The organism is Mycobacterium kansasii ATCC 12478 (assembly GCF_000157895.3).
GTDB classification, from domain to species: domain Bacteria; phylum Actinomycetota; class Actinomycetes; order Mycobacteriales; family Mycobacteriaceae; genus Mycobacterium; species Mycobacterium kansasii.
The window spans coordinates 5,342,195-5,364,150 of record NC_022663.1; the positions used below are offsets into that span (position 1 = coordinate 5,342,195).

General features: G+C 65.0%; 20 protein-coding genes. 10 read left to right on the forward strand and 10 right to left on the reverse strand.

Features of this window, described 5'->3' with window-relative positions; all coding sequences use genetic code 11:
* Positions 1 to 19 precede the first annotated feature (19 nt).
* From MKAN_RS23045 to MKAN_RS23075, 7 genes are all read right to left on the reverse strand, one after another.
* The gene (locus tag MKAN_RS23045; RefSeq protein ID WP_155254712.1) at positions 20 to 193 is read right to left on the reverse strand and encodes a hypothetical protein; all 174 of its coding nucleotides are present in this window, start codon (positions 191 to 193) and stop codon (positions 20 to 22) included.
* Positions 194 to 320: 127 nt separating this feature from the next.
* Entirely contained in the window at positions 321 to 2,228 is a 1,908-nt protein-coding gene (locus MKAN_RS23050; RefSeq protein ID WP_023372294.1) for an ABC transporter ATP-binding protein, read from the reverse strand.
* Entirely contained in the window at positions 2,225 to 3,970 is a 1,746-nt protein-coding gene (locus MKAN_RS23055) for an ABC transporter ATP-binding protein (protein WP_036391972.1), read from the reverse strand. The genes MKAN_RS23050 and MKAN_RS23055 overlap by 4 nt, the downstream gene beginning before the upstream one ends.
* Positions 3,971 to 4,129: 159 nt before the next feature.
* On the reverse strand, positions 4,130 to 5,425 hold the full coding sequence (locus MKAN_RS23060) for a hypothetical protein (RefSeq protein ID WP_023372296.1): 1,296 nt from the start codon (positions 5,423 to 5,425) through the stop codon (positions 4,130 to 4,132).
* On the reverse strand, positions 5,422 to 6,354 hold the full coding sequence (locus MKAN_RS28935; RefSeq protein WP_023372297.1) for a tetratricopeptide repeat protein: 933 nt from the start codon (positions 6,352 to 6,354) through the stop codon (positions 5,422 to 5,424). Before MKAN_RS28935 ends, MKAN_RS23060 begins: the two co-directional genes overlap by 4 nt.
* 39 nt (positions 6,355 to 6,393) lie before the next feature.
* The gene (locus tag MKAN_RS23070) at positions 6,394 to 6,591 is read right to left on the reverse strand and encodes a hypothetical protein (protein WP_023372298.1); all 198 of its coding nucleotides are present in this window, start codon (positions 6,589 to 6,591) and stop codon (positions 6,394 to 6,396) included.
* A 45-nt stretch (positions 6,592 to 6,636) separates the two neighbouring features.
* Positions 6,637 to 9,462: a type 2 lanthipeptide synthetase LanM family protein gene (locus MKAN_RS23075; RefSeq protein ID WP_225722960.1), complete on the reverse strand. Its 2,826-nt coding sequence runs from the start codon at positions 9,460 to 9,462 to the stop codon at positions 6,637 to 6,639.
* On the opposite strand from MKAN_RS23075, the gene MKAN_RS32230 reads away from it, so the two are divergent.
* Positions 9,400 to 9,588 carry a hypothetical protein gene (locus tag MKAN_RS32230; RefSeq protein ID WP_225722987.1) on the forward strand — a complete coding sequence of 63 codons (189 nt, stop codon included), beginning with the start codon at positions 9,400 to 9,402 and terminating at the stop codon, positions 9,586 to 9,588. The genes MKAN_RS23075 and MKAN_RS32230 overlap by 63 nt on opposite strands.
* A 431-nt stretch (positions 9,589 to 10,019) precedes the next feature.
* Here the strand turns inward: MKAN_RS32230 and MKAN_RS30785 are convergent, their stop codons facing one another.
* The gene (locus tag MKAN_RS30785; protein WP_155254713.1) at positions 10,020 to 10,184 is read right to left on the reverse strand and encodes a hypothetical protein; all 165 of its coding nucleotides are present in this window, start codon (positions 10,182 to 10,184) and stop codon (positions 10,020 to 10,022) included.
* Between the two features lie 459 nt (positions 10,185 to 10,643).
* Here MKAN_RS30785 and MKAN_RS23080 point away from each other — a divergent pair, with 459 nt between their 5' ends.
* Positions 10,644 to 11,402, forward strand: coding sequence for an META domain-containing protein (locus MKAN_RS23080; RefSeq protein WP_041327414.1), 759 nt, complete (start codon positions 10,644 to 10,646; stop codon positions 11,400 to 11,402).
* Positions 11,403 to 11,638: 236 nt separating this feature from the next.
* Here MKAN_RS23080 and MKAN_RS23085 read toward each other — a convergent pair whose 3' ends face one another.
* A complete protein-coding gene (locus tag MKAN_RS23085; RefSeq protein WP_023372301.1) occupies positions 11,639 to 11,854 on the reverse strand; it encodes a hypothetical protein in 216 nt (71 codons plus the stop codon).
* 360 nt (positions 11,855 to 12,214) lie between these two features.
* On the opposite strand from MKAN_RS23085, the gene ffh reads away from it, so the two are divergent.
* From ffh to MKAN_RS23110, 5 genes are all read left to right on the forward strand, one after another.
* Complete coding sequence (gene ffh, locus MKAN_RS23090) at positions 12,215 to 13,810, forward strand: signal recognition particle protein (RefSeq protein WP_023372302.1); 1,596 nt, start codon at positions 12,215 to 12,217, stop codon at positions 13,808 to 13,810.
* Positions 13,811 to 13,817: 7 nt separating this feature from the next.
* Positions 13,818 to 14,906 (forward strand): metal-dependent hydrolase family protein, encoded by a 1,089-nt coding sequence (locus tag MKAN_RS23095; RefSeq protein ID WP_023372303.1) that lies wholly within the window; start codon positions 13,818 to 13,820, stop codon positions 14,904 to 14,906.
* 59 nt (positions 14,907 to 14,965) lie between these two features.
* Positions 14,966 to 16,663, forward strand: coding sequence for a serine/threonine-protein kinase (locus tag MKAN_RS23100; protein WP_023372304.1), 1,698 nt, complete (start codon positions 14,966 to 14,968; stop codon positions 16,661 to 16,663).
* 63 nt (positions 16,664 to 16,726) lie between these two features.
* A complete protein-coding gene (locus tag MKAN_RS23105; protein ID WP_042312883.1) occupies positions 16,727 to 18,547 on the forward strand; it encodes an N-acyl-D-amino-acid deacylase family protein in 1,821 nt (606 codons plus the stop codon).
* 1 nt (position 18,548) lies between these two features.
* Positions 18,549 to 19,136 carry a TetR/AcrR family transcriptional regulator gene (locus MKAN_RS23110; RefSeq protein ID WP_023372306.1) on the forward strand — a complete coding sequence of 196 codons (588 nt, stop codon included), beginning with the start codon at positions 18,549 to 18,551 and terminating at the stop codon, positions 19,134 to 19,136.
* A 77-nt stretch (positions 19,137 to 19,213) separates the two neighbouring features.
* On the opposite strand, the gene MKAN_RS23115 is transcribed toward MKAN_RS23110, so the two are convergent.
* Positions 19,214 to 20,098, reverse strand: coding sequence for a D-alanyl-D-alanine carboxypeptidase family protein (locus MKAN_RS23115; RefSeq protein ID WP_023372307.1), 885 nt, complete (start codon positions 20,096 to 20,098; stop codon positions 19,214 to 19,216).
* A gap of 322 nt (positions 20,099 to 20,420) precedes the next feature.
* Here MKAN_RS23115 and MKAN_RS23120 point away from each other — a divergent pair, with 322 nt between their 5' ends.
* The 3 genes from MKAN_RS23120 (at position 20,421) to MKAN_RS23130 (ending at position 21,956) form a co-directional block, all read left to right on the forward strand.
* Positions 20,421 to 20,840, forward strand: coding sequence for a nuclear transport factor 2 family protein (locus tag MKAN_RS23120; RefSeq protein ID WP_036391976.1), 420 nt, complete (start codon positions 20,421 to 20,423; stop codon positions 20,838 to 20,840).
* Positions 20,841 to 21,198: 358 nt separating this feature from the next.
* A complete protein-coding gene (rpsP, locus tag MKAN_RS23125) occupies positions 21,199 to 21,705 on the forward strand; it encodes a 30S ribosomal protein S16 (protein ID WP_023372309.1) in 507 nt (168 codons plus the stop codon).
* A gap of 8 nt (positions 21,706 to 21,713) precedes the next feature.
* Positions 21,714 to 21,956: an RNA-binding protein gene (locus tag MKAN_RS23130; RefSeq protein WP_003878715.1), complete on the forward strand. Its 243-nt coding sequence runs from the start codon at positions 21,714 to 21,716 to the stop codon at positions 21,954 to 21,956.

The window sequence follows — 21,956 nt, forward strand, 5'->3', positions numbered from 1 at the left end:
CGCGCCGCGTAGGTGCCAACTAGCCTCCGCAGGTGTGGAGAATCGTTTCGTCCCCGCAACACCATGCCGAACCCGCATCGGTCTTCTTCGAACCGATCCACCTACTGCCCGCCGCAGCTTCCAGCGCGTCGTCGGAAACAGCTTGCACGAAAACATCGTCCGCAAGCTGCATGTCGGTCCTGACGTCGTCCATGGCCCTACCCCTTCTGATCAAGCCCTGCTGCTGGTGTATCGAGCGATCTGACATAGAGGTTTACTGTCGGCCGCAGCCGCAAATCCCTACAAGGGCCTTTAGTCACCGGTAGGCCGCAGGCTTCGGTTCAGGCCCGGGTCATCGCATAATAGGCGCCGCGGCGCGCCAGCAACTCGGCATGGGTGCCACGTTCGATGATCTTCCCGCCCTGCATCACGAGGATCATATCGGCAGCGCGGACAGTTGAAAGGCGATGAGCGATAATAAAATTCGTACGTCCACGGCGCAGCTCACGCATAGCCCGCCGAATCAGCACCTCGGTGTGGGTGTCCACCGAACTGGTGGCTTCATCGAAGATCAGTAGCTGCGGGCGGGCCAGGAAAGCCCGAGCGATCGTGATCAGTTGCTTTTCGCCGACGCTGACGTCACCACCCTCATCGCTGATCCGCGTGTCGTAGCCGTCGGGCAGCGTCTCGACGAAGCGGTCCACGCAGGCTGCTTTTGCAGCCGCGGTGATTTCGTCGCGGCTGGCGTGCGGACGCCCATAGCCGATGTTGTCGGCGATCGTCCCCTCGAACAGCCAGGTGTCCTGTAGCACCATCCCGATCCGGGAACGCAATGAGGGCCGGCTCACGGTCGCGATGTCCACACCGTCGATCAGAATTCGACCCGAATCGACTTCGTAGAACCGCATCAGCAGGTTCATCAGCGTGGTCTTACCCGATCCGTTACGTCCGACGATCGCGACCGTGGTTCCCGGTTCGGCGACCAGCGACACATCCTTGATCACCGGGATGCCCGGTCGGTAGCTGAAATTCACCTGCTGGAACTCCACCCGCCCGGATGATCCCGGCTCGACGGCCGCCGGCAGCGTCGCCGCGGGGTCGGGTTCCTGCTCCGGGGCGTCCAGCAACTCGAAGACCCGCTCGGCGCTCGCCACCCCCGACTGAGCGACGTAATACATCGAGGCGATCTGGATGACCGGTTGGTTGAACTGGCGCACATATTGAATGAACGCCTGCACGCTGCCCAGCGTGATGTGTCCCGACGCCACCTGCATACCACCGAGCACGGCCACGGCAACGTAGTTGAGGTTCGCGATGAACTCGGCCGCCGGCGAGATCAGCCCGGACAGGAATTCGGCGCCGAAACTGGCGCGGTAGACCCCGGCATTGAGGTCGCGAAACCGCTCCTGGGCACGCGCGCGCTGACCGAAGGTCTTGACCAACGGCAACCCACTGTAGGTCTCCTCGACGTGGGCATTGAGCCGCCCGATAACGGCCCACTGCTCCACGAACAGCCGCCGTGCACGCGGCGCGATCACCCGGGTGACCCATATGGACAGCGGCACGGTGAGGACGGTAATCACGGTCAGCAACAACGAAATCGACAGCATCATCGACAAAACCGCCACCACTGTCAGCACCGCGGTCAGCAACGGGCTGATCGTCATCCACAGCGATGTCTCGATGTTGTCTATGTCATTGGTGACCCGGCTCAGCAACTCGCCGCGCTGATGCCCGTCAAAATACGACAGCCGCAGCCGGTACAGCTTGTCCTCCACGTCGGCGCGCAGGACCAGGATCGTGCGCTGCACGATGACGTTGAGCAGGCGGCCCTTGGCCCACAGCAGCAGCGACGACGCCAGATATATGCCGGACGCGACCATCAGCGTCCGTGCGACCGCGCCGAAGTCGATGCCCTGGCCCGGGACGACATTCATCCCGGACACCAGATCGGCGAAACCGTTGTCGCCGCGCGCCCGCAACGCTGCGATCGCCTGCTCCTTGGTGAGGCCGGGCGGCAGCTGCTTGCCGATCACACCGTTGAACAACAGGTCGGTGGCGTGACCGAGAACGCGGGGGCCGACCACCGCCAACGCGATCCCGGCGATAGCGGCGGCGAGCACCGCTGCGATCAATCCGGCGTGCGGCGTGAGGCGCTGCGCGAGCCGTATCGCCGACCCGGTGAAGCTTTGCGGCTTCTCGCGGGAATTCTCGAGCTGCCCTTGGACGGGAGCCGATGTCGACGTCATTGCCAGCCCACCACATCGGCGCGCAGCGACTGCAGTTCGGAGAGTTCGGCATAGGCCGGGCACGTCGCCAGAAGCCGATCATGCGTGCCGGTGCCGATCACCTCGCCGGCGTCGAGCACCACGATCTGGTCAACCGCCGCCACCGTCGAAATACGTTGTGCCACAATGATCACCGTCGAGTCCGGGGCCACCTCACGCAAGGCGGTGCGCACCTGGGCGTCGGTCTGCACGTCAAGGGCGGAGAATGCGTCGTCGAACAAATAGACGGCGGGCCGGTTGATCACCGCGCGTGCGATCGCCAACATCTGCCGCTGCCCGCCGGAAAGATTGATGCCGCCCTGAGCCAGCTGCATGTGTAAGCCATCTGCATGCTCGCGGACGAAATCGTCGGCGGCGGCCACCCGCAACGCCTCCCACATCTCGGCTTCACTGGCACCCGGCCGGCCGAAGCGCAGGTTGTCGGCCACGGTGCCGGAAAACAGATAACCGCGCTGGGGCACCAGCCCGATCGCCGACCAAAGCTCTTCGGTGTCGTAGTCGCGAACGTCGATTCCGTCCACCAGCACCGCGCCGTCGGCGACGTCGTAGAACCGGCAGATCAGCGATACCAGCGTCGACTTGCCCGAACCACTCTTACCGATGATCGCCGTCACGGTTCCCGGCGACGCGGTCAACGAAACATTCTGCAGCGCCGGGCGATCAGCGCCCGGATAGCGAAACGTCACCCGATCGAGCCGCACCGCCCCCTCGATGCCGTATGCCGGCCGCTTCCGGTCCGGCGGGCTGGTGATAGCCGGAGCCGTCGACAGCACTTCGCCCAGGCGCCCGGCACAGACCGACGCGCGAGGCAACAGCTCGAGAAATTCCATCAATATCAGCACGGACATCAGGATCAGCAGGAAATACGACAAGAATGCGATCAGCGAGCCGACTTGCATCTGCCCGGCGTCGATGCGCAGGCCGCCGAACCACGTCAGCGCCACGCTGGACAGGTTGATCACCAGCATCGTCACCGGCGCCATCAGCACCTGCCACCGACCGACCGCCAGCGCGGTCACGAACACGTCGCGGTTGGCCTTGGTGAACCGTCGTTGCTCGAAACGCTCCCGGGCGAAGGCCCGGATCACCCTCATACCCGAAAGCTGTTCTCGCATGACGCGATTGATGTTGTCGATCAGGCTTTGCAGGCGGTGGAACAGCGGCAGCATTCGGGAGATCATCAGGTAGCTCGCCACCGTCAACACCGGAACACTGACAACCAACAGCCACGACAAGCCGACATCCTGGTGAATCGACATGGCTACGCCACCGACACACATGATCGGAGCGGTGATCAGCACGGTGCTCGTCATCTGCACCACCACCTCGATCTGCCGTACGTCGTTGGTCGTGCGGGTCAGCAGTGACGGTGTTCCGATGCGCGCCGTGTCCGGTTCCGAGAGCTCGGTGACGTGATCGAACATCGCCGACCGTAGATCCCGGCCGAACCCGATACTGGCGCGTGACCCGGCGTAGAGCGCGCCCAGCGCACACAGCACCTGCAGGCCGGTTACCATCAGCATCAGCCCACCGAGCCGGATGATCGTGTGGGTGTCACCCTTGGCGACGCCGTTGTCGATGATCGACGCATTGACCGTCGGCAAGTACAGCGACGTAAGGGTACTGATCAGCTGGAGTCCGGCAACTACCGCGATCAGCCATCGATACGGCCAGGCATAGTGCCGTAGTAGTCCCGCCAGCATCCGGTTACTGTCGCACAACACCGTAGTGGGGTGCAGGGGGCTTAGCTTCGAAAGTGCACCGCGATCGACAAGACGGTAGGCCGATCGACATCTGAAGCGTCACCATCGCGGTCGCGGCCGGATCGGATTGCGGTGCTGGGGGCCTCAGCCAGCACCGGGTCAATGGTCGAACACCGACGATGTCGGCCCGACGCAACGCTGATGTGAAATGAGCGGATCGGCCGGGATCAGGTCGGCTAGGAAGGTCGAGCGCCGAAGAATCTCCGCGAGCGTCAGGAGTTCCTGGTCCGTGGTGGTGCCACTTGCTTTGTCCGCGAACGACGATCGGATCTGGTCCAGGCTCCAGCCATCGATCAACCTGGATATCACATCGTGCAGCAGCGTTGGTGTTGGAGGATCTTCGACCTCCTTGAACGGCCCCTTGGCCAGTAGCTCGGTGATTGCCGACGCCATCCTCGCAACCGGGTCGGCGAACCCCTTGCGGGCAAAGAGCTCGATGGCGGTAGGGGCGTCGAGGTGGTTCATGATGATGGCAAGCGCCAGCCGGTGGGCCGGATCCTGACTGCGGCTCCGCAGGGACATCAACATGCTTTCCCGGCGCCGTTCGTCGACGACGGACTGGATCCACGGCGCGCTCGCGGCGGGTACCGGGACCGCTGCGTTGTCGCTCGGGAACCAGCGGCGGCACGCGCCGGTCGTGATTGCCGCCGAGAGCAGTTCGAGTTCGGACAGAGCATCGGCGCCGGCCAACGATGCGTCGATGAGCGCACCGAGTCGATCTGGGTAGTGGGACGCGATCAGCTTGATCAGCTGGCATTTCTTGACGAGCGTCTGGTCGGGATATTCGGGATTGATGGCCACACCGGGCACCAGGTAGTTGTACTGAAGGTGGTGACGGGGGTCGGCGCAGGTGCGAATCACCACGGTCGCCGACGGCGTATCCAGATGCACCAGGGAATGCGCGCCGGACGGTCCCGCCAGGATCGGCCGTATCGCACCAATTTCCAGCAGCTCGGTCGAGTTACGGCGGACCGTGCCGAGCTTGAGGTTGGTGCTGATCGACAGCGTCTGTTCGAATGTCCAACTCGAGTGGATGCTGGAGCCATCGAGGACGCCGAATGCGCCTTCGAAGCCGTGCTCGTGAATGGAGACGGTCGCAGACAGCCAGAAGAGCACTGACACGTGAAAGCGCTCGGTCCGGTACATGGTCAACGGCGGCTGCCCGAAAGTTGCTGCGAGGTCGTGTTGCGCGGGTAGCTGGCGCGACGTCATGGCCCAGTCGAGTATGTCCTCGGAGCCGATCGAGCCGACGATTCCGGCGGAGGCGAGCATCTCGACCGCGATCGCGTTGAAGGCGTCCTGGTCATAGTCAAGAGTGCGCCATTGTCTTTCGATGCCCTCGCCGAGCTTGCCGAAGGCGGCCTCAACAGACGCGGCTTTCATCGCGAGCATCACCGGCCCAATGGTTGTTCTCGAGCAGTCCTCAGCGCAGCTTTCGCCGCCTCGAGGTCGGGTTTGAGCTGCAGTGCGCTTTCGAAAGCGGCGATCGCAGCAGTTGAGTTACCCAGGTCTTGGTGGGTCTTGCCCAAGTTCAGATAGAACGCCGGGTCCTTCGGGTAAATCTCGATTGCTTGTGAAATCAACTCAAGCGCGCGCTCTGGTTGCCCGGATTGACGCGCAATCACACCTAACACGTGCATGGCATCAAACTGACGCGGCTCGATGCGCAGGGCTTCTTCGCACGTCGCACGAGCGTCATCTGAACGGCCCTGCTGGTGTGCGGCCAGCGCTTGCCGGACGAGGTCATGGGTGCGGATTTCCGCCGCCTTCGTGTCGAAGCCCAGCGTGGGCCGTTTGTCGAAGGCCCACGCCGCGTGTTCGTCGTTCTTGTCGACGTAATGCAAGAAGACCTGGATCTGCTGATTGCCGGTGTAGGCCTTGCGCCAGTGCACCACGTCGATGCCCCGGTAACAGACCAAATCGCCGGGGTTCAAGACTAGTTCGGTGTCTGCCATGTAAAGAGGCCACGGCTCAGGGTCAACATCAACGCACAGCGATGCGCTGTATTGGCAACTCGCACCGTCGGTGTGTTTTTCCAGCACGGCGCCGTTCCAATAGATCCGGCAGTAGCTATACGTGGGCACCAACTCCTTGTCGCTGACCTGCCGTACAACGGGCGCGACCGTGAGCAGCAGTGCCTCGCATACCGGGTGGCTATAACACGCCCAGCTGTCCGGGCATTGACGGTCCCCGAAGTGCTTGGTGTCGGACAGCGGCACGCCGTTCATGGCGTAGGCAGCATCTTTCGAGATGACCAGTGAATCTTTGATGAGTTGGAGCATCTGCGGGTTCACCGCTTCTCTGACAACTTCGTAGAGTTCCATGTGGAGCAAGCGCGGGCAATCGGTTGGGTGAATGAACGTTCAGCCGACGGATTCTCGCGTGTCCGTGAACTGTAGTGCGAAGCCGGACGGCAGCGACTTGCCGCTGACCTGACGAATCGCTGCGGCGGGATCGGACAGGCATAGCTGGCGGAATTCCCAGTCGGTCTGGGCGCGCTTGAACACCTGGCGAACCGCGGATCGTAGTTCGTCCTCGGTCAGGATCGGGGGATCGTCCATTCTCGCTCCTCTGGTCTCGGTGCTCCGGTCGTGCTTGGCCGATGATTACGTCAGCAGCAGAACCGCGGGCAAATCGTCGGGATAGGCAACGCGCAGCAGCTCATAGCCGACTCCGGCCGCGCCCATGAACAAGTTCGGGCTTCGGAAGCCATGGCGGAAAGTGATCGCGAAATCCCCGATGCGCCCGGCCCGTGCTACCACGCGCGAGCTGATCTGGAGCGCTTCCCGGGTCCATGATGGGTCATCGAGCACCTGACCGGCCGTCAGTAGCGTCTCCACCAAACCCATGTTGCCGCAACAGATATGATCGCGTGGCAACAGACCGCAATCACGGGTGGTTGCCAACGCGGCCGCGATGTCGCGACGGATCTCAGGGGAATCGAGTGCGGGCAGGCCACCCAGGCGTGCCAAGCCGATCCCGGGGGCGCCGTGGCACCAGAACACGCCAAACCCGGGCTGGTCCACAGTCATTCCCGGATAGCGGACCTCCCGGCGGTCGTGCCAGTTGTTCTTTTCGGGAGAAAACTCCGAAGCTTCGAAGCGCACCGCTTCCCTGGCTGCTTCCAGGAATTCGCGTTCGTCCGTTGCGCCGAACAGCGCGGCCAGGGCGTAGGCGATGCCCGCCGCTCCGTGCGACATGCCGGTCAGGTGTTTGCCGGCAAGGGTGGCCCACGTCCGGTGCCCGGAGGCCGTCGGGCTGCGTGCGTCTAGTAAATGTCGGCCGCATGCCTCGGCGATGGCGAGCAATTCCGGATCGTTGCCGGCACGCCAGCACGCGAGCAGGCACAGGATCGCTCCGGCCCCGCCTCCGAGGACATCGAATGCCTTGTCCCCGTTCACCATCTCCGGGCCGATCCGGCGGGCCGCGCCGACCGCTTCTTCGACCAGGCCGCCATCGTCCAGCAGGACCCCGACGCGCGCGAGGGCGTATGCCACCGAGGGAAATCCCAGCAGGCCGCCGATCCCGAGCGATGCGATGTCGTGGCTGTCGGCCTTGGCGAGCCAGCGGCGCACGATCGCCAAGGCGGCCCGCGCCGACTCACCGAATCCGAGATCCGGGGCCACCTTTTCGAGCGCGGCGAAGAACAGCGCTACCCCGCACCGGCCGTTGTAGAGTTCCAATTCCATTGCCCGCAAAGCGAATTCGTCACCCTGAGGTAGGCTCTTGAGAACCAGCCATCCCGGCTCGCCATTGGCTTGGCGAATTGCGGCGCGTTCCAGACCGCGTCCCAACGCGACCGCCTGGTCCACCAATTGCGCCCGGTCCAACGGCTCCATCTGCTCGTCGTCGTACTCGGCGGGCGGGGCATACCAGATGAATCTTCTTGCATCGCGCGCATCCATCGACCCCCTGATCAGCTTGACCTGCCAGCAGAGGTCATCCTCGCCGAAATGCGACAAATTCTGCTGCGATTGGTTGAATGCGGAATCGGTGAAACACGCTTGCGCCGTTTCGCCGGACGGCAGTACGAGCGAATCGCTGTCTCCGCGCGCGGTGAATTTCGGTACATCGGTTCGCCAGCATGCCGCCACCTCCTCGCGGACGAGCGGCCAAAGCTCAAGCCGCCGTTTGTCATGCAGGAACGGCCGCGACAGCACGTCCAACTGGATGTCGAAGTCAATGCCTTCGCGCAGGCAGTCGGGGTGGCAGGCGCTGTTGAGGACGGACATGTAATGCATGGTGCTGCGAAGGATGAAACGTGCCGGGTAAGTGAAGATCTCGCGAAATGGGCTGTCCGGCGCCAGAAGCTGTTCCCGGTGGGACGTCAATAGCCGGTAGACCGACTGGAAGCCGTCGACAATCTCCTCGACATTGCTGTCCGGGGACAGGTATTGCTCTTCGAAACGCGGCAGGTTATCCCCCTGCTTGGCCTTGACCCTTCCGTATCGATATCCCAATCCGTCGGTGTTGATGTGCTGCCAGGTCAAGACTTCATATTCGCCTTCTTCATCCGCAGATCGCGCGATCGCCGAAATGTCGTAGTGGCGGTGTTGGCCCTTGACAGGATTCGGGAGGAAGTGGGTGGCCAAGACGGATCGCCCCAGCCGCCGGGCGACTTCATCCGTGAGTTCAGAATCGTCGGTGGCCATCGGATGGCTGTAGATGGTCTCGAGGTCCACCGGCACCGGATATTCCCCGCAGGCGATCAGGTTCTCGAAGTGAAAGTCGGTGCCGTTGAAGGCGTAGAGCAAGCACAGGAGCGCGCCTGACCTGCGGTAGAAGCGCCTAACCTGGTCGTCGCACTCGCAGGCCCGGTTGTCGATGAATTCCACCCACCCGTATCCGTCGCGCTCGAGCATTTTCAGCACCGGAAACGCGGGATCTGCACCGAGTGTGTTCAGCCAAGTGGTGAAGCGGAAGTACGCCGCTTCCAGTGCCAGATCCTTCGGCTTGTAGATCAGCATTTCCCCGGTGGCGAACTCGATGGCGACCACCGACTTGCCGCCGAAGTGGGGATCTGACAAATCCATCTTGATGGCCGCGAGATCACCGGGGTTGGCGATACCGAAGATCCGGCCGATGTCTGCGCGGTCGGCTCGCAGCCGGGCGAGGAACTCGGCGCTGTTGGCCACCCACTGCAGCACAGCGACCGCCATCAGCCTTGCCATCACGCAATACTCTGCGAACAAGGGCCGCCAGCCGGTTCTCCGGATGTCCGCGACAAACTCCAGATACGCGGTCCTTGACTCGTGTGCCCGTGCGGGGTCCGGACAGGGCAGCCCGTCGAGTTGACGGCACGCCAGATAAGTGCGGAACTCCAACTCCAGCACCCGCGAGGAAATTCGTGAGAGGGCTTGCAGCAGAGAATGTTCCATGCTGCCGCGAACCTGGACCGGCAGCGTGCGGTAGTCGCTGGCGGCTTCTGTCAGCCGGTTTTCGGCAACGGCGAGGAATGGCAGCAGCAGATCCTCGAATGGCACCGGCGTATCCGCGTGCAGAAAGGGCGGCTCGCGGTCGCCTCCGGTACCGATGCCACCGGCAGCGCCCGCCCGTAACACCTCGTCCAACACCTCAGTCCACGTCGGCATGGCGAAGACTTCCGGCCTCGCTACGTCTCCGAGCAATGCCCGTACGCTTTCCTGGTCCAGCGAGTCGAGCGACAACCGGCGGCGAAACTGGCCGGCGTCGCCGTCGGCGACGATCTTGCACCACTTCTTCAGCCGTGCCGCGGCTTCACGCGAAACCCCGGCCGAGTCGAAGGCATCTGTATGCGTGATGCGTTCGCGCAGGGAACTCGCTCGGGACACCAACGCGAGGCGCTCCGCATGGCTCAGTTCCACCTCGGGCCGCGTTGCCGGCCCTTTCACTTGCACGTGTTGATCACCCCCGACGGCAGCAGTCCCGAGGCTTCGGGGCTAACCCGCGTCAACAACCCGCTGCCTCGACGGCGTCGCCTGGGCAACGTTTGAACTCGGTGCCGTCGAGCCTAGTAGCGGGACTTCGAGAACGTACAGGGAAATTGACTGCAGCAGTTGTAGATAATGGAACTTTGGAAGTTGCTGTCAGCGCGTTCCTCATCGCCAGGCTCTTCCTGAAGCTTCTCCACCATCAGAAAAGGCGGCAATTCCAGAGTCAGCTTGTTACCGGTCACGTTAACTCCCTCCAACTTCCCGTTCCTTGAGCCGCGGGGTTCAGGATGCGAATCGCACCGTGTGCAGACGAAATCAGCGCGGAACAGTCTCCCGTTCGTTAACGATAGCCGCCCGCAAACCGGCGCGGTAGGGCCAAAGGTCCCCGGAGATACCGAGGCTCGTTCCGGCGCCGGCGTCGATCTCTACCGGTTCCCGGCCCGTGATGGACGGTCGACCCGGACGAGAGTCGAAAGGCCCTGCCGCCACATCGCTGGAAAGGCGAGACTCGACGCATCGATGTTCTGGCGGCAAGCAGGCAAGCAAAGCCCTCGGCTGAATTGCTTTGATCTGGAATGATTTAGCGGGAAGAAGGAGATGGGTCGGTGGGTGAATGGGTCGGCGTCCGGGCCGTCCGCAAGGACCACGTCGTCGGCGTGCGACCTGCGGCCGGCAGACGTATCGGTTGGCCCGTCATCCCGATGACCGGCTTCCACGTGGTGGAGAGTGGGGTTTTCAGTCGCGACGGCGAGCAGATCGTCTCTGCCAGTGATGATTTCAGGTGGCATTTGTGGGATGCGGTTATCGTCCGACGGGTTGGACGCACGCTGGGGGCCCACGCGGGGGCGGTGAAAATCGTCGCTTTCAGCGGCCTGGGTAGCTCTTGGCATCGCACACGTCGCCGCATGTCCAGGCTTGGCAATGGCCGGTCAGGTTTGGCCATCAGGCTGGTCGCATGTGCGGCCGCAGCCCTCGTGGTCGCTCTGACGTGCACGATCCGCGCGACGGCCGATGCCGGCCCGGTGCGCGGCCGCGATGTCGGTTACATCCCCGCGTCGGCCAGCCGCACCGGGTCGGGTGAACACGCTCGTCGGCCGGAGACGGTGCCGTTGGATGAGCCCGCCCCGTCAGACGTGGTGGGGACAACCTGGCGATTCGCCGAGGTTATGGGTGCAGCCACGCCGACGACGATCGCGGCAACATTGGAGCTTTTGTCAAATGGCGAGGCGGTAGGGTTCTCGGGCTGCAACCACTTTTTCGGGCGCTACGAAATGGATGGTTCCGTCCTGGCCTTTTCGGGGCTCTCCTACACCAAGAAGATGTGCGATCCGGACATCATGCAGGTGGAGTACGGAGTGCAGGCCGCGCTGGATCGCACTCGTAGCGTGACCGGCCCACCAGGTGAGCTCTACCTGTTGGCCTCCGACGGCACCACGCTTGCGCGTTTGGTCGCCCCTTGAGGGCTGTGAAAGCTCTGCAAGCTCGGAACGCTCTGGCTCGGTCCTCGTAGGGGACTTGTGGGAATAGGAAAATGCCGGAGGGCGATTGCCGTCGCACCGGAAAGCTTGAAGTTGGTTTCGCGCAATGACCGCCAAGCCGCCCGTCGCACGAATCGGAGCACGATTATGGGGACCAGTCGCCGTCTGCGAACCCGGAAGAGAAATGGGAGCGATCCGGGTGTCGCCCAGACGGCGATTCAGTGTCGTGCGGGACGGCGGCTCGCCAGCGCGGTAAAACCTCCGGTGTCGTCGAAGAACGCCCACGTCCCGGAGTCGTTGACCTCCATACGCCATCCCAGCTCGGACTTGTCCGCGACAGAGCCGTCAAACCAGGCATGCGCGGCTTCGGCACTGGCAAGATTCTTCGTTGCGACAATCGCGCCGTGTGGGTCGATTACTCGAAACTCAACCATGCGACCTGATTATCCTTTTCGCACTGCCTTCAATCGTCGGTAATGTGCAGCGGCCAAGTCGGGCAGCTCGTCAGCGCAGCCCATAGTCGGCGCGAAAACTCACCGGTAGACCGCTGGGGCCATAAACGCCATAAGGCGGCCCCGCTGTCACCGGCCAAGGCGTTTCTTTCGCGAGCCGCCCTGCTCGGCTCGGCCACGTTGGGCCGGACGCACTCACCGAGATTTACCTCAGCGCGATCTGCCCTGGCGCGTCGTGGCGGTGTAGATGTCGCGGCACAGGGCCGTCCCGCTTCGCGGGCACGGCCCTGCCCACGGGCTCGATGGTGAGGCCCGTATCGGTGCCCGGCTAGGCTGGCGGGCGTGTTTGAATCGCTGTCCGACCGGTTGACCAGTGCCCTCCAGGGCCTGCGCGGCAAAGGTCGCCTGACCGACGCCGATATCGATGCCACGACGCGTGAAATCCGGTTGGCGCTGCTGGAAGCCGACGTTTCGCTGCCCGTGGTCAGGGCGTTTGTCCACCGGATCAAAGAACGCGCCCGCGGCGCCGAGGTGTCCGGGGCACTCAATCCGGCACAACAGGTCGTCAAGATCGTCAACGACGAACTCATCGGCATCCTCGGCGGCCAGACCCGCGAACTGGTGTTCGCCAAGACGCCGCCGACCGTCATCATGCTCGCCGGTCTGCAGGGCTCCGGTAAGACGACGCTGGCCGGCAAGCTCGCCGCGCGCCTCAAGAGCCAAGGACACACACCGCTGCTTGTGGCCTGCGACCTGCAGCGCCCGGCCGCGGTCAATCAGCTGCAGGTCGTCGGCCAACGCGCCGGGGTGACGGTGTTCGCCCCGCATCCCGGCGCATCACCTGAATCCGGACCCGGCGACCCGGTCGCCGTCGCCGCGGCGGGACTGGCCGAAGCCCGGGCCAAACACTTCGACGTCGTCATCGTCGACACCGCCGGACGGCTGGGCATCGACGAGGAGCTGATGGCCCAGGCCGCCGCCATCCGGGACTCCATCGACCCCGATGAGGTGCTGTTCGTCCTGGACGCGATGATCGGTCAAGATGCGGTAGCCACCGCTCAGGCGTTCGGCGAGGGCGTCGGCTTCAGCGGTGTGGTGTTGACCAAGCTGGACGGCGATGCCCGCGGCGGCGCGGCGCTGTCGGTCCGCGAAGTGACCGGTGTGCCAATCCTTTTCGCCTCCACCGGGGAGAAGCTGGAGGATTTCGACGTCTTCCACCCGGACCGGATGGCCAGCCGCATCCTGGGAATGGGCGATGTGCTGAGCCTGATCGAACAGGCCGAGCAGGTCTTCGACGCCCAGCGGGCCGAGGAAGCCGCGGTCAAGATCGGCGCCGGCGAGCTGACCCTGGAAGACTTCCTCGAGCAGATGCTCGCCGTCCGCAAGATGGGCCCCATCGGCAACCTGCTGGGCATGCTGCCCGGCGCGGGTCAGATGAAGGAAGCGCTGGCCGAGATCGACGACAAGCAACTCGACCGGGTGCAGGCCATCATTCGCGGGATGACCCCCGAAGAGCGGGCCGACCCCAAGATCATCAACGCGTCGCGGCGGCTGCGCATCGCCAACGGCTCGGGCGTGACGGTCTCCGAGGTCAACCAGCTCGTCGACCGATTCTTCGAAGCCCGCAAGATGATGTCCTCGATGCTCGGCGGCATGGGCATCCCAGGTCTGGGCCGCAAATCCGCGACACGTAAATCCAAGGCGGCCCGAGGAAAAGCCGGCAAGAAGGGCAAGAAGGGGGCCCGCGGTCCAACACCGCCGAAGGTCAAGAGCCCCTTCGGCACGCCGGGTATGCCGGGCATGCCGGGTATGCCGGGTATGCCGGCAGGATTCCCGGACCTGTCGCACATGCCTGAAGGCCTCGACGAGCTGCCGCCCGGGCTGGCCGACTTCGACCTTTCCAAGCTCAAGTTCCCGGGCAACCCCGGCAAGAAGTAGCCACGCCGTGCCCCTGCACGTGCGAGGCCTGGCGCTGCCCGACGAGAACCCGATCGACCTGTGGATCGTCGACGGTCGCATCAGCACCGAGCCCGTTGCCGGCGCCGACACCGTCTTCGGTGCTTCCGGGGGCGGCTGGATCCTGCCGGGCCTGGTGGACGCGCACTGCCACGTCGGGCTCGGGCAGCACGGCGCCATCGCCCTCGACGAGGCGGCCACCCAGGCCGAGGCCGAACGTGACGTGGGCGCACTGCTGCTGCGTGATTGCGGCTCACCGACCGATACCCGCAGTCTCGACGACCGCCACGACCTGCCTCGCATCATCCGCGCCGGCAGGCATCTGGCCAGGCCCAAGCGCTACATCCCCGGTTTCGCTATCGAACTCGAGGACGAGTCGCAGCTACCGGCCGCGGTGGCCGAGCAGGCCCGCCGCGGCGACGGTTGGGTCAAGCTGGTCGGCGACTGGATCGACCGCCAAGTCGGCGATCTCGCCCCGCTGTGGTCCGACGACGTCCTCGAGGCGGCCATCGGTGCCGCGCACACGCACGGGGCCCGGGTCACCGCTCACGTCTTCGGTGAGGATGCACTGCCGGGTCTGATCAACGCCGGAATCGACTGTATCGAGCACGGCACGGGGTTGACCGACCACACCATCGCGCTGATGCTCGAACACCACACCGCATTGGTGCCCACGCTGATCAACGTCGAAAACTTCCCGGGTATCGCGGATTCGGCGACCCGCTATCCGACCTACGCCGCCCACATGCGCGACCTGTATACCCGCACCTACCCACGGGTGGCCGCAGCGCGGGAGGCCGGAGTAGCGGTGTATGCCGGCAGCGATGCCGGCAGCACGGTCCGACATGGACGTATTGCCGACGAGGTCGAGGCACTCAAGAACATCGGGATGAGTCCGACCGAAGCATTGGGCGCGGCGTGCTGGGATGCCCGGCGCTGGTTGGGCCGGCCCGGCCTGGACCACGGAGCGTCGGCTGATTTGTTGTGCTACGGCGAGGACCCGCGGCACGGCCCCGCCGTGCTGAACCGGCCCGATGTGATAATCCTGCGCGGCAAGCCGTTTCGGGCCAAGTGTTAACCGACTGTTAGCCGGACGCTTGTCGGGCGTGCTGTCGCGGCGGCGGTTACCATCGCGGAATGGCGTTGGCCGGCGGCGCGACCTTTGCCGCCTACACAATCGTGCGACTTCTGGGGTCGGGCCCGACCGGCGAGGTCTATCTCGTCGAGGACCCACGCTCGGCGCAGTCGGCGGCGCTGAAAGTTCTCTCGCCGGCCCTGTCGTCGGACCCCGAGTTCCGCCGGCGATTCCACCGGGAGACCGCCGTCGCCGCGAACCTCTATCACCCCAACATCGTCGAGGTCCATGAGCGCGGCGAGTTCGAAGGCCGGCTGTGGATCGCGATGGACTACATCGATGGCATCAGCGCCGCGCAGCTGATGCGCGAGCGGTTTCCGGCGGTCTTACCGGTCGGCGAGGTGCTCGCCATCATCAGTGCCACGGCCGCCGCTCTCGACTACGCCCATCAGCGTGCAGTGCTGCATGGCGACGTCAAGCCCGCCAACATCCTGGTGACCAGCGCGGGGCCGGGTGAGCCGCGGATCCTGTTGAGCGACTTCGGGATTGCGGGGCGCGCGCCGGAACAGGCGACGGGTACCGAGGCCGACGGGCGCGCCGACCAGTACGCCTTGGCGGCTACCGCTTTTCAGCTGTTCACCGGCACGTCGCCGGTCGACGTGCCGGGCAAGCTCAGCGACCTGCGGCCGGACTTGGCGCGACTCGATACGGCCTTGTCCAGGGCGCTCAGCGCCGATCCCGCCGGTCGTTTCGCGAGCTGCCGCGAGTTCGCCGATGCGCTCAACGAGCAGGCCGGGGTCACGCCGGTCGACCAGCGCCCGGAGGTTGTAGATCCAGTGACGGCCTGGTCGGCCGCCACCGTTGCCGAACCCGCCTATGTCGTCGACTACCCGGTCTACGACTGGCCGCAGAGCCCACCAGCACCACCGACCCCACCGCCGGCCCCCGAACCGGTGATACAGCAACGCCGCGGCACCCCGCTGCAGTCGGCGGCTGCGGCGTTGGCCCGGCGCCTCGACGCGTTCTCCCGATCAACGCAAGCACCGGGCAAGCGCAGATCACGCCGGATCCTGCTCGGCTCGGCCGTCGTAGTACTGCTCGTTGGCCTGCTCGGTGTCGGCATCGCGATCGGCCGTAAGACGACCGGCGACCATCGTCAGGCGGCCGGGCCGCAGACCAGTTCATCCAGTGCATCCAGCATGCCGGCGACCAGCGACCCGGCCGCCCCGCCGGCCCCCCTCGACGGCACCTACCAAATCGAGGTCCAACGCTCGAAGCAGACTTACGACTACACCCCGAGCCCGCAGCCTCCGGACGTCAACACCTGGTGGGCGATCCGGTCTTCGTGCACACCGACGGGCTGTCTGGCCGCCGCCACCATGCTCGACGACAACGACCACACGCAGGCAAAATCGGGTGTTCGCCCGCTGGTCTTGGAATTCGGCCAAGGCCAGTGGAAGTCCCGGTCCGAGGCGGTGCAGTTCGCGTGCATCGGGCCCAACGGCGCGGCCAGCACCCAGGCCACCACCCAGGTGCTGTCGTTGCGGCCCCAACCGGTCGGGGACCTTGTGGGCGAGATGGTGGTCACCGTGCACAGCAACGACTGCGGTCAACAGGGAGCGGTCATCCGCATCCCGGCGGTGGCCAGTCGCAGCGGTGATCTGCCGCCCGCGGTCAACGTGCCGGATCCCGTGACCATTCCCGAAAACCCACCGGCAACCACAACGCCAACCACGCTGCCGTCCGGCCCGGGCCGCTGAGACCACGGCCGCCGCTTCGGCAGGAGAACCCGCGCCCCAAAAGATTGTGAGCGATCACTATCTATGTTACGGTTCGTGGCAACTCGACGACCCGGAGGAACTGTGAGCTACGACGTCATCATTCGCAACGGACTGTGGTTCGACGGCACCGGCTCCGCGCCGCAGACCCGAAGCCTGGGCATCCGCGACGGAGTAGTGGCCACGGTGTCCCACCGGCCGCTGGACGAAACCGGCTGCTCGGAGGTGATCGACGCGGCGGGGAAGTGGGTGGTGCCCGGATTCATCGACGTGCACACCCACTACGACGCCGAGGTGCTGCTCGATCCCGGACTGCGCGAATCGGTGCGCCACGGCGTCACCACGGTGCTGCTGGGCAACTGTTCCCTGTCGACGGTGTACGCCAACTCCGAGGACGCCGCCGACCTTTTCAGCCGCGTCGAAGCGGTGCCGCGCGAGTTCGTCTACGGTGCCCTGGACACCAACCGGACGTGGTCCACGGCAGCCGAATACATCAAGACCATCGACAGCCTGCCGCTGGGCCCGAATGTGGGCTCGCTGCTTGGCCATTCGGATTTACGAGCGGCGGTGCTCGGGCTTGACCGCGCCACCGATGCCACCGTCCGGCCCACCGATGCCGAACTGGAGACGATGGCGGGGTTGCTCGATGAGGCGCTCGACGCCGGAATGCTCGGCATGTCCGGGATGGACGCGGCGATCGACAAGCTCGACGGCGACCGTTTCCGGTCCCGCGCGCTGCCGTCCACCTTCGCGACCTGGCGTGAGCGGCGCAAGCTCATCTCGGTGTTGCGCAAGCGCGGCCGGATCCTGCAGAGCGCGCCCGACCTCGACAGGCCGGCGACCGGACTGCTGTTCTTCTTGGCCAGCAGCCGAATCCTCAATCGCCGCAAGGGAGTTCGGATGAGCATGCTGGTGTCGGCGGACGCCAAGTCGATGCCGCTGGCCGTGCACACCTTCGGGCTCGGCACCCGCATCCTCAACAAGCTGCTGGGTGCCAGCGTGCGCTTCCAGCATCTGCCGGTCCCGTTCGAGCTGTACTCCGACGGAATCGACCTGCCGGTCTTCGAAGAATTCGGCGCCGGCACGGCGGCGCTGCATCTGCGTGAGCAATTGGAACGCAACGAATTGCTGGCCGACGAGTCCTACCGCCGGCGGTTCCGGCGCGAGTTCGACCGCATCAAGCTCGGACCCACGTTGTGGCACCGCGACTTCCACGACGCGGTGATCGTCGAGTGCCCCGACAAGTCGTTGATCGGCAAGAGCTTTGGGCAAATCGCCGACCAACGTGGACTGCATCCGCTCGACGCGTTTCTCGACGTGCTGGTGGACAACGGTGAACGCAACGTGCGCTGGACGACCACCGTCGCCAACCACCGGCCCAACGAGCTCAACAAGCTTGCCGCCGACCCGAGCGTCCACATGGGCTTCTCCGACGCCGGTGCGCACCTGCGCAACATGGCCTTCTACAACTTCCCGCTTCGGTTGCTCAAGCGGACGCGAGACGCCGACCGAGCCGGCAAGCCATTCCTGTCCATCCAGCGTGCGGTGCATCGCCTGACCGGTGAAGTGGCCGAGTGGTTCGGTATCAACGCCGGCACGCTGCGCGAGGGCGACCGCGCTGACTTCGTGGTGATCGACCCGGCCCATCTCGACGAATCGGTGGAGGGATACCACGAGGCGGAGGCTTCCTTCTACGGCGGCTTGCGGCGCATGGTCAATCGCAACGACGCGACCGTCGTCGCAACCGGGGTCAACGGCGCCGTCGTGTTCCGCGGAGGTCAGTTCCGGGACGGTTACGGGCAGACCGTGCAATCGGGACGGTACTTGCGAGCGGGTGAGCGCCAAGCCATGAGGGCCGGCGCCTGAGATGGCGCGTACCCAGCAGCAACGCCGCGAAGAAACCGTCGGACGTCTTCTCGACGCCTGTATCGCCATCATCATCGAAGTGGGCTATGCCCGGGCATCCGCGGCCATGATCACCAAGCGTGCCGGGGTGTCGGTAGGCGCACTGTTCCGCCACTTCGACACGATGGGCGACTTCATGGCGGCCACGGCTTCGGAGGTGCTGCGCCGTCAGCTCGAGACGTTCACCAAGCGCGTCGCCGAGATACCGGCCGACCGGCCGGCGCTGGAATCGGCGCTGGCGATCCTGCGGGACATCACCAGCGGTCCGACGAACGCCGTGCTGTACGAACTGCTGATCGCCGCGCGCACCGACGACAAGCTCAGAGACACATTGCAGCAGGAACTCGGCCAGTATTCAGCGAAGATCTACGATGCGGCCCGGGCGCTGCCGGGTGCGCAGAGCTTCCCGGAGGAGACGTTTCCGGTCATCGTGGCACTGCTGACGAACGTGTTCGACGGAGCCGCCGTGGTGCAGGGGATACTGCCACAGCCGGAGATCGAGGAGCTGCGGATCCCCGTGCTCACCGCCCTGCTGACCGGCGGCTTGTGACCGCGAGTAGACGCAAAATCGCCCCTTTTCGCTGAAATAGGGACGATTTTGTGTCTCCTCGCGGGTAGCCGGCGGTACTAGAGAGAGCCGATGCTGGCCTGCGGGCTGAGGGCAAATCCCCAGTCGAACAGGCTGGCGGCCTGATCCCAATAAGTGGGGCCGCCCTCTTTGACCATCCCGTACATCATGGCGATCACCAGCCGACGGCCGTTTCGCGCAGCGGCGCCGACGAATGTCTTGCGCGCGGCGTTGGTGAACCCGGTCTTGCCGCCGATCGCGCCCGGATAGCGTTGCAGCAGCTCATCCTGGTTGACGATCGGTTGGTCACCGTTATCGCCGGGGAACATCGCCGAGGGTTCGGCAGTGATACGAGCAAACACCGGGTTGGCCATTGCGGCCCGGAAGATGACGGCGAGGTCGTGCGCCGTCGAGGCGCCGGAACCGCCGGGTCCGTCCAAGCCGGACGGGGTAGCCGCATGGGTGCTTCCCGCACCGAGGGCAGCGGCTTTGGCGTTCATCTTGGCGACGGCGACGTCCTGACCGCCCAGCATCTGCGCCAGTGTGTTGGCGGCGTCGTTACCGGAAACCAGCAGCAGCGCGTCGAGCAGCTGCCGCGCGGTATAGGTGCGGCCCGGCTTGATGCCGACACAATTGCATTCGACCTGGGTGTCGGCGACGTCGGCGACGACGGTCGAATTCAGGTCGAGTTCGTCCAGCGCAACCAATGCCAGCAGCACCTTGATCGTGCTCGCGGGCGGGTGGGCGACATTCTGGTCGCGTTCGGCCAATACCTGGCCGCTGTCGAGATCGGCCACGATCCAGGTCTGGGCCGGACCGTCGGGGATCGGCACCGAGCCGGCAGGCTGGACGTCGGTATCTGCCCTCGAGACCGGGGAGCCGGCGGCCGCGTTGACGGTGGCGACCGCGAGCACCGCCGCGACTGCAGCCATGACCTTCCGCATGGGCGCAAAGCTTATCGTCCAGTGCTACGTGAGGCCCAATGCGGCGGGGCGCCCGGCGCGTCAGCGGGAATGCCTACGGCCACGGCATGTCTCGCCAGGAGTAGAAAGCTCCGGTGCCGATGTCATGGACACCGTAGGAGTCCCAGTAGTAGCCGCGGTAGTAGCCGCGGCAGACATCCCCGTCCCAGGGCACGGGTCTGCCCGCCGAAGTGGGGTCACCCGGAGCGCCGCAGCGATACCGATCGCAACTTCCGGGACGCCATGCAGGGTGGGATGGCTACCGACTAAAAACTCCGTCAGGTCGGCGGTGTTGAATCAAACCGTGTTGAGCCTGGCCGAAATTTCTGACCGGTTGGAAATCCAGCAACTGTTGGTGGACTACTCCACAGCGATCGACTCGCGCCGATTCGACGATCTTGACAAGGTGTTCACCCCTGACGCGTACATCGACTACCGCGCACTGGGCGGTATCGACGGTCGATATCCCGAAGTGAAGAAGTGGCTAGCTGAGGTGCTGCCGAACTTTCCCGTGTACGCGCACATGCTCGGCAACTTCTCGGTGCGCATCCACGGCGATACCGCATCGTCGCGGGTGATCTGCTTCAACCCGATGGTGCTGCCGGGCGACCAGCAGCAGGTCCTGTTCTGCGGGCTGTGGTACGACGACGAGTTCGTGCGCACCCCCGAGGGCTGGCGGATGACACGCCGAGTCGAATCGAAGGTGTTCCAGAAGGTGCTGTGACCGTGGCGACCCGCTGCGCCGGCCCGGGTCCAACCGAGCCGCGCTTGCGATCGCCACGGGAACGATGGTGGCGACCCGCTGCGCCCGGCCCGGGTCCAACCGAGCCGCGCTTGCGATCGCCACGGGAACGATGGTGGCGACCCGCTGCGCCCGGCCCGGGTCCAACCGAGCCGCGCTTGCGATCGCCACGGATTTCCCGGGGTCAGCGCCTTCTGGCACAATAGGCGGCTGTCCGGCGCGCGACCCACCTCTGTCGAAGTGCTCGCACGGCGGTCAGACACGCGAGGCAAAACCGGACCCCGGCATCCCGCCCTGGTCGCTGAATTGCAGCGTGACACACAGGAGAAGTCGCTTAATCATGGCTGTGAAAATCAAGCTCACCCGGCTTGGCAAGATCCGCAATCCCCAGTACCGCATCGCCGTCGCCGATGCTCGTACCCGCCGCGACGGCCGCTCAATCGAGGTCATCGGCAGGTACCACCCCAAAGAAGAGCCGAGCCTGATCGAGATCAACTCCGAGCGCGCCCAGTACTGGCTGTCGGTGGGTGCTCAGCCTACCGAACCTGTCCTCAAGCTGCTCAAGATCACCGGCGACTGGCAGAAGTTCAAGGGACTTCCGGGTGCGGAGGGCCGGTTGAAGGTTGCCCCGCCCAAGCCCAGCAAGCTCGAATTGTTCAACGCTGCGCTGGCCGCCGCAGAGGGCGGTCCCACCACCGAGGCCGCCAAACCGAAGAAGAAGTCGCCGGCCAAGAAGGCTGCCAAGGGTGCCCAAGAAGTCGGCGCCACCCCTGAAGCCGGTGCCGCGGCCGAGAAGACAGAAGCGCCCGCCGAGGGTGCCCAACAGTCCGAGCCGACCGAAAGTTGACCGGCGCCATGAGCACGGTGGTAGTCGACGCTGTCGAACACCTGGTCCGCGGGATCGTGGACAACCCCGACGATGTGCGGGTGGATATGGTGACCAGCCGTCGCGGACGAACGGTGGAGGTTCACGTGCACCCCGACGACCTGGGCAAGGTGATCGGTCGCGGGGGGCGTACCGCGACCGCGCTGCGCACGCTGGTCGCCGGTATCGGCGGCCGGGGCATCCGCGTCGACGTGGTGGACACCGACCAGTAG

Bases quoted from the DNA above. Each gene is read 5' to 3' on its own strand.
- MKAN_RS23045 (WP_155254712.1), bottom strand. From the start codon at position 193: ATGGACGACGTCAGGACCGACATGCAGCTTGCGGACGATGTTTTCGTG.
- MKAN_RS23050 (WP_023372294.1), bottom strand. From the start codon at position 2,228: ATGACGTCGACATCGGCTCCCGTCCAAGGGCAGCTCGAGAATTCCCGC.
- MKAN_RS23055 (WP_036391972.1), bottom strand. From the start codon at position 3,970: ATGCTGGCGGGACTACTACGGCACTATGCCTGGCCGTATCGATGGCTG.
- MKAN_RS28935 (WP_023372297.1), bottom strand. From the start codon at position 6,354: ATGGAACTCTACGAAGTTGTCAGAGAAGCGGTGAACCCGCAGATGCTC.
- MKAN_RS23070 (WP_023372298.1), bottom strand. From the start codon at position 6,591: ATGGACGATCCCCCGATCCTGACCGAGGACGAACTACGATCCGCGGTT.
- MKAN_RS32230 (WP_225722987.1), top strand. From the start codon at position 9,400: ATGTTCCATGCTGCCGCGAACCTGGACCGGCAGCGTGCGGTAGTCGCT.
- MKAN_RS23080 (WP_041327414.1), top strand. From the start codon at position 10,644: ATGACCGGCTTCCACGTGGTGGAGAGTGGGGTTTTCAGTCGCGACGGC.
- MKAN_RS23085 (WP_023372301.1), bottom strand. From the start codon at position 11,854: ATGGTTGAGTTTCGAGTAATCGACCCACACGGCGCGATTGTCGCAACG.
- MKAN_RS23100 (WP_023372304.1), top strand. From the start codon at position 14,966: ATGGCGTTGGCCGGCGGCGCGACCTTTGCCGCCTACACAATCGTGCGA.
- MKAN_RS23105 (WP_042312883.1), top strand. From the start codon at position 16,727: ATGTTACGGTTCGTGGCAACTCGACGACCCGGAGGAACTGTGAGCTAC.
- MKAN_RS23110 (WP_023372306.1), top strand. From the start codon at position 18,549: ATGGCGCGTACCCAGCAGCAACGCCGCGAAGAAACCGTCGGACGTCTT.
- MKAN_RS23115 (WP_023372307.1), bottom strand. From the start codon at position 20,098: ATGCGGAAGGTCATGGCTGCAGTCGCGGCGGTGCTCGCGGTCGCCACC.
- rpsP (WP_023372309.1), top strand. From the start codon at position 21,199: ATGGCTGTGAAAATCAAGCTCACCCGGCTTGGCAAGATCCGCAATCCC.
- MKAN_RS23130 (WP_003878715.1), top strand. From the start codon at position 21,714: ATGAGCACGGTGGTAGTCGACGCTGTCGAACACCTGGTCCGCGGGATC.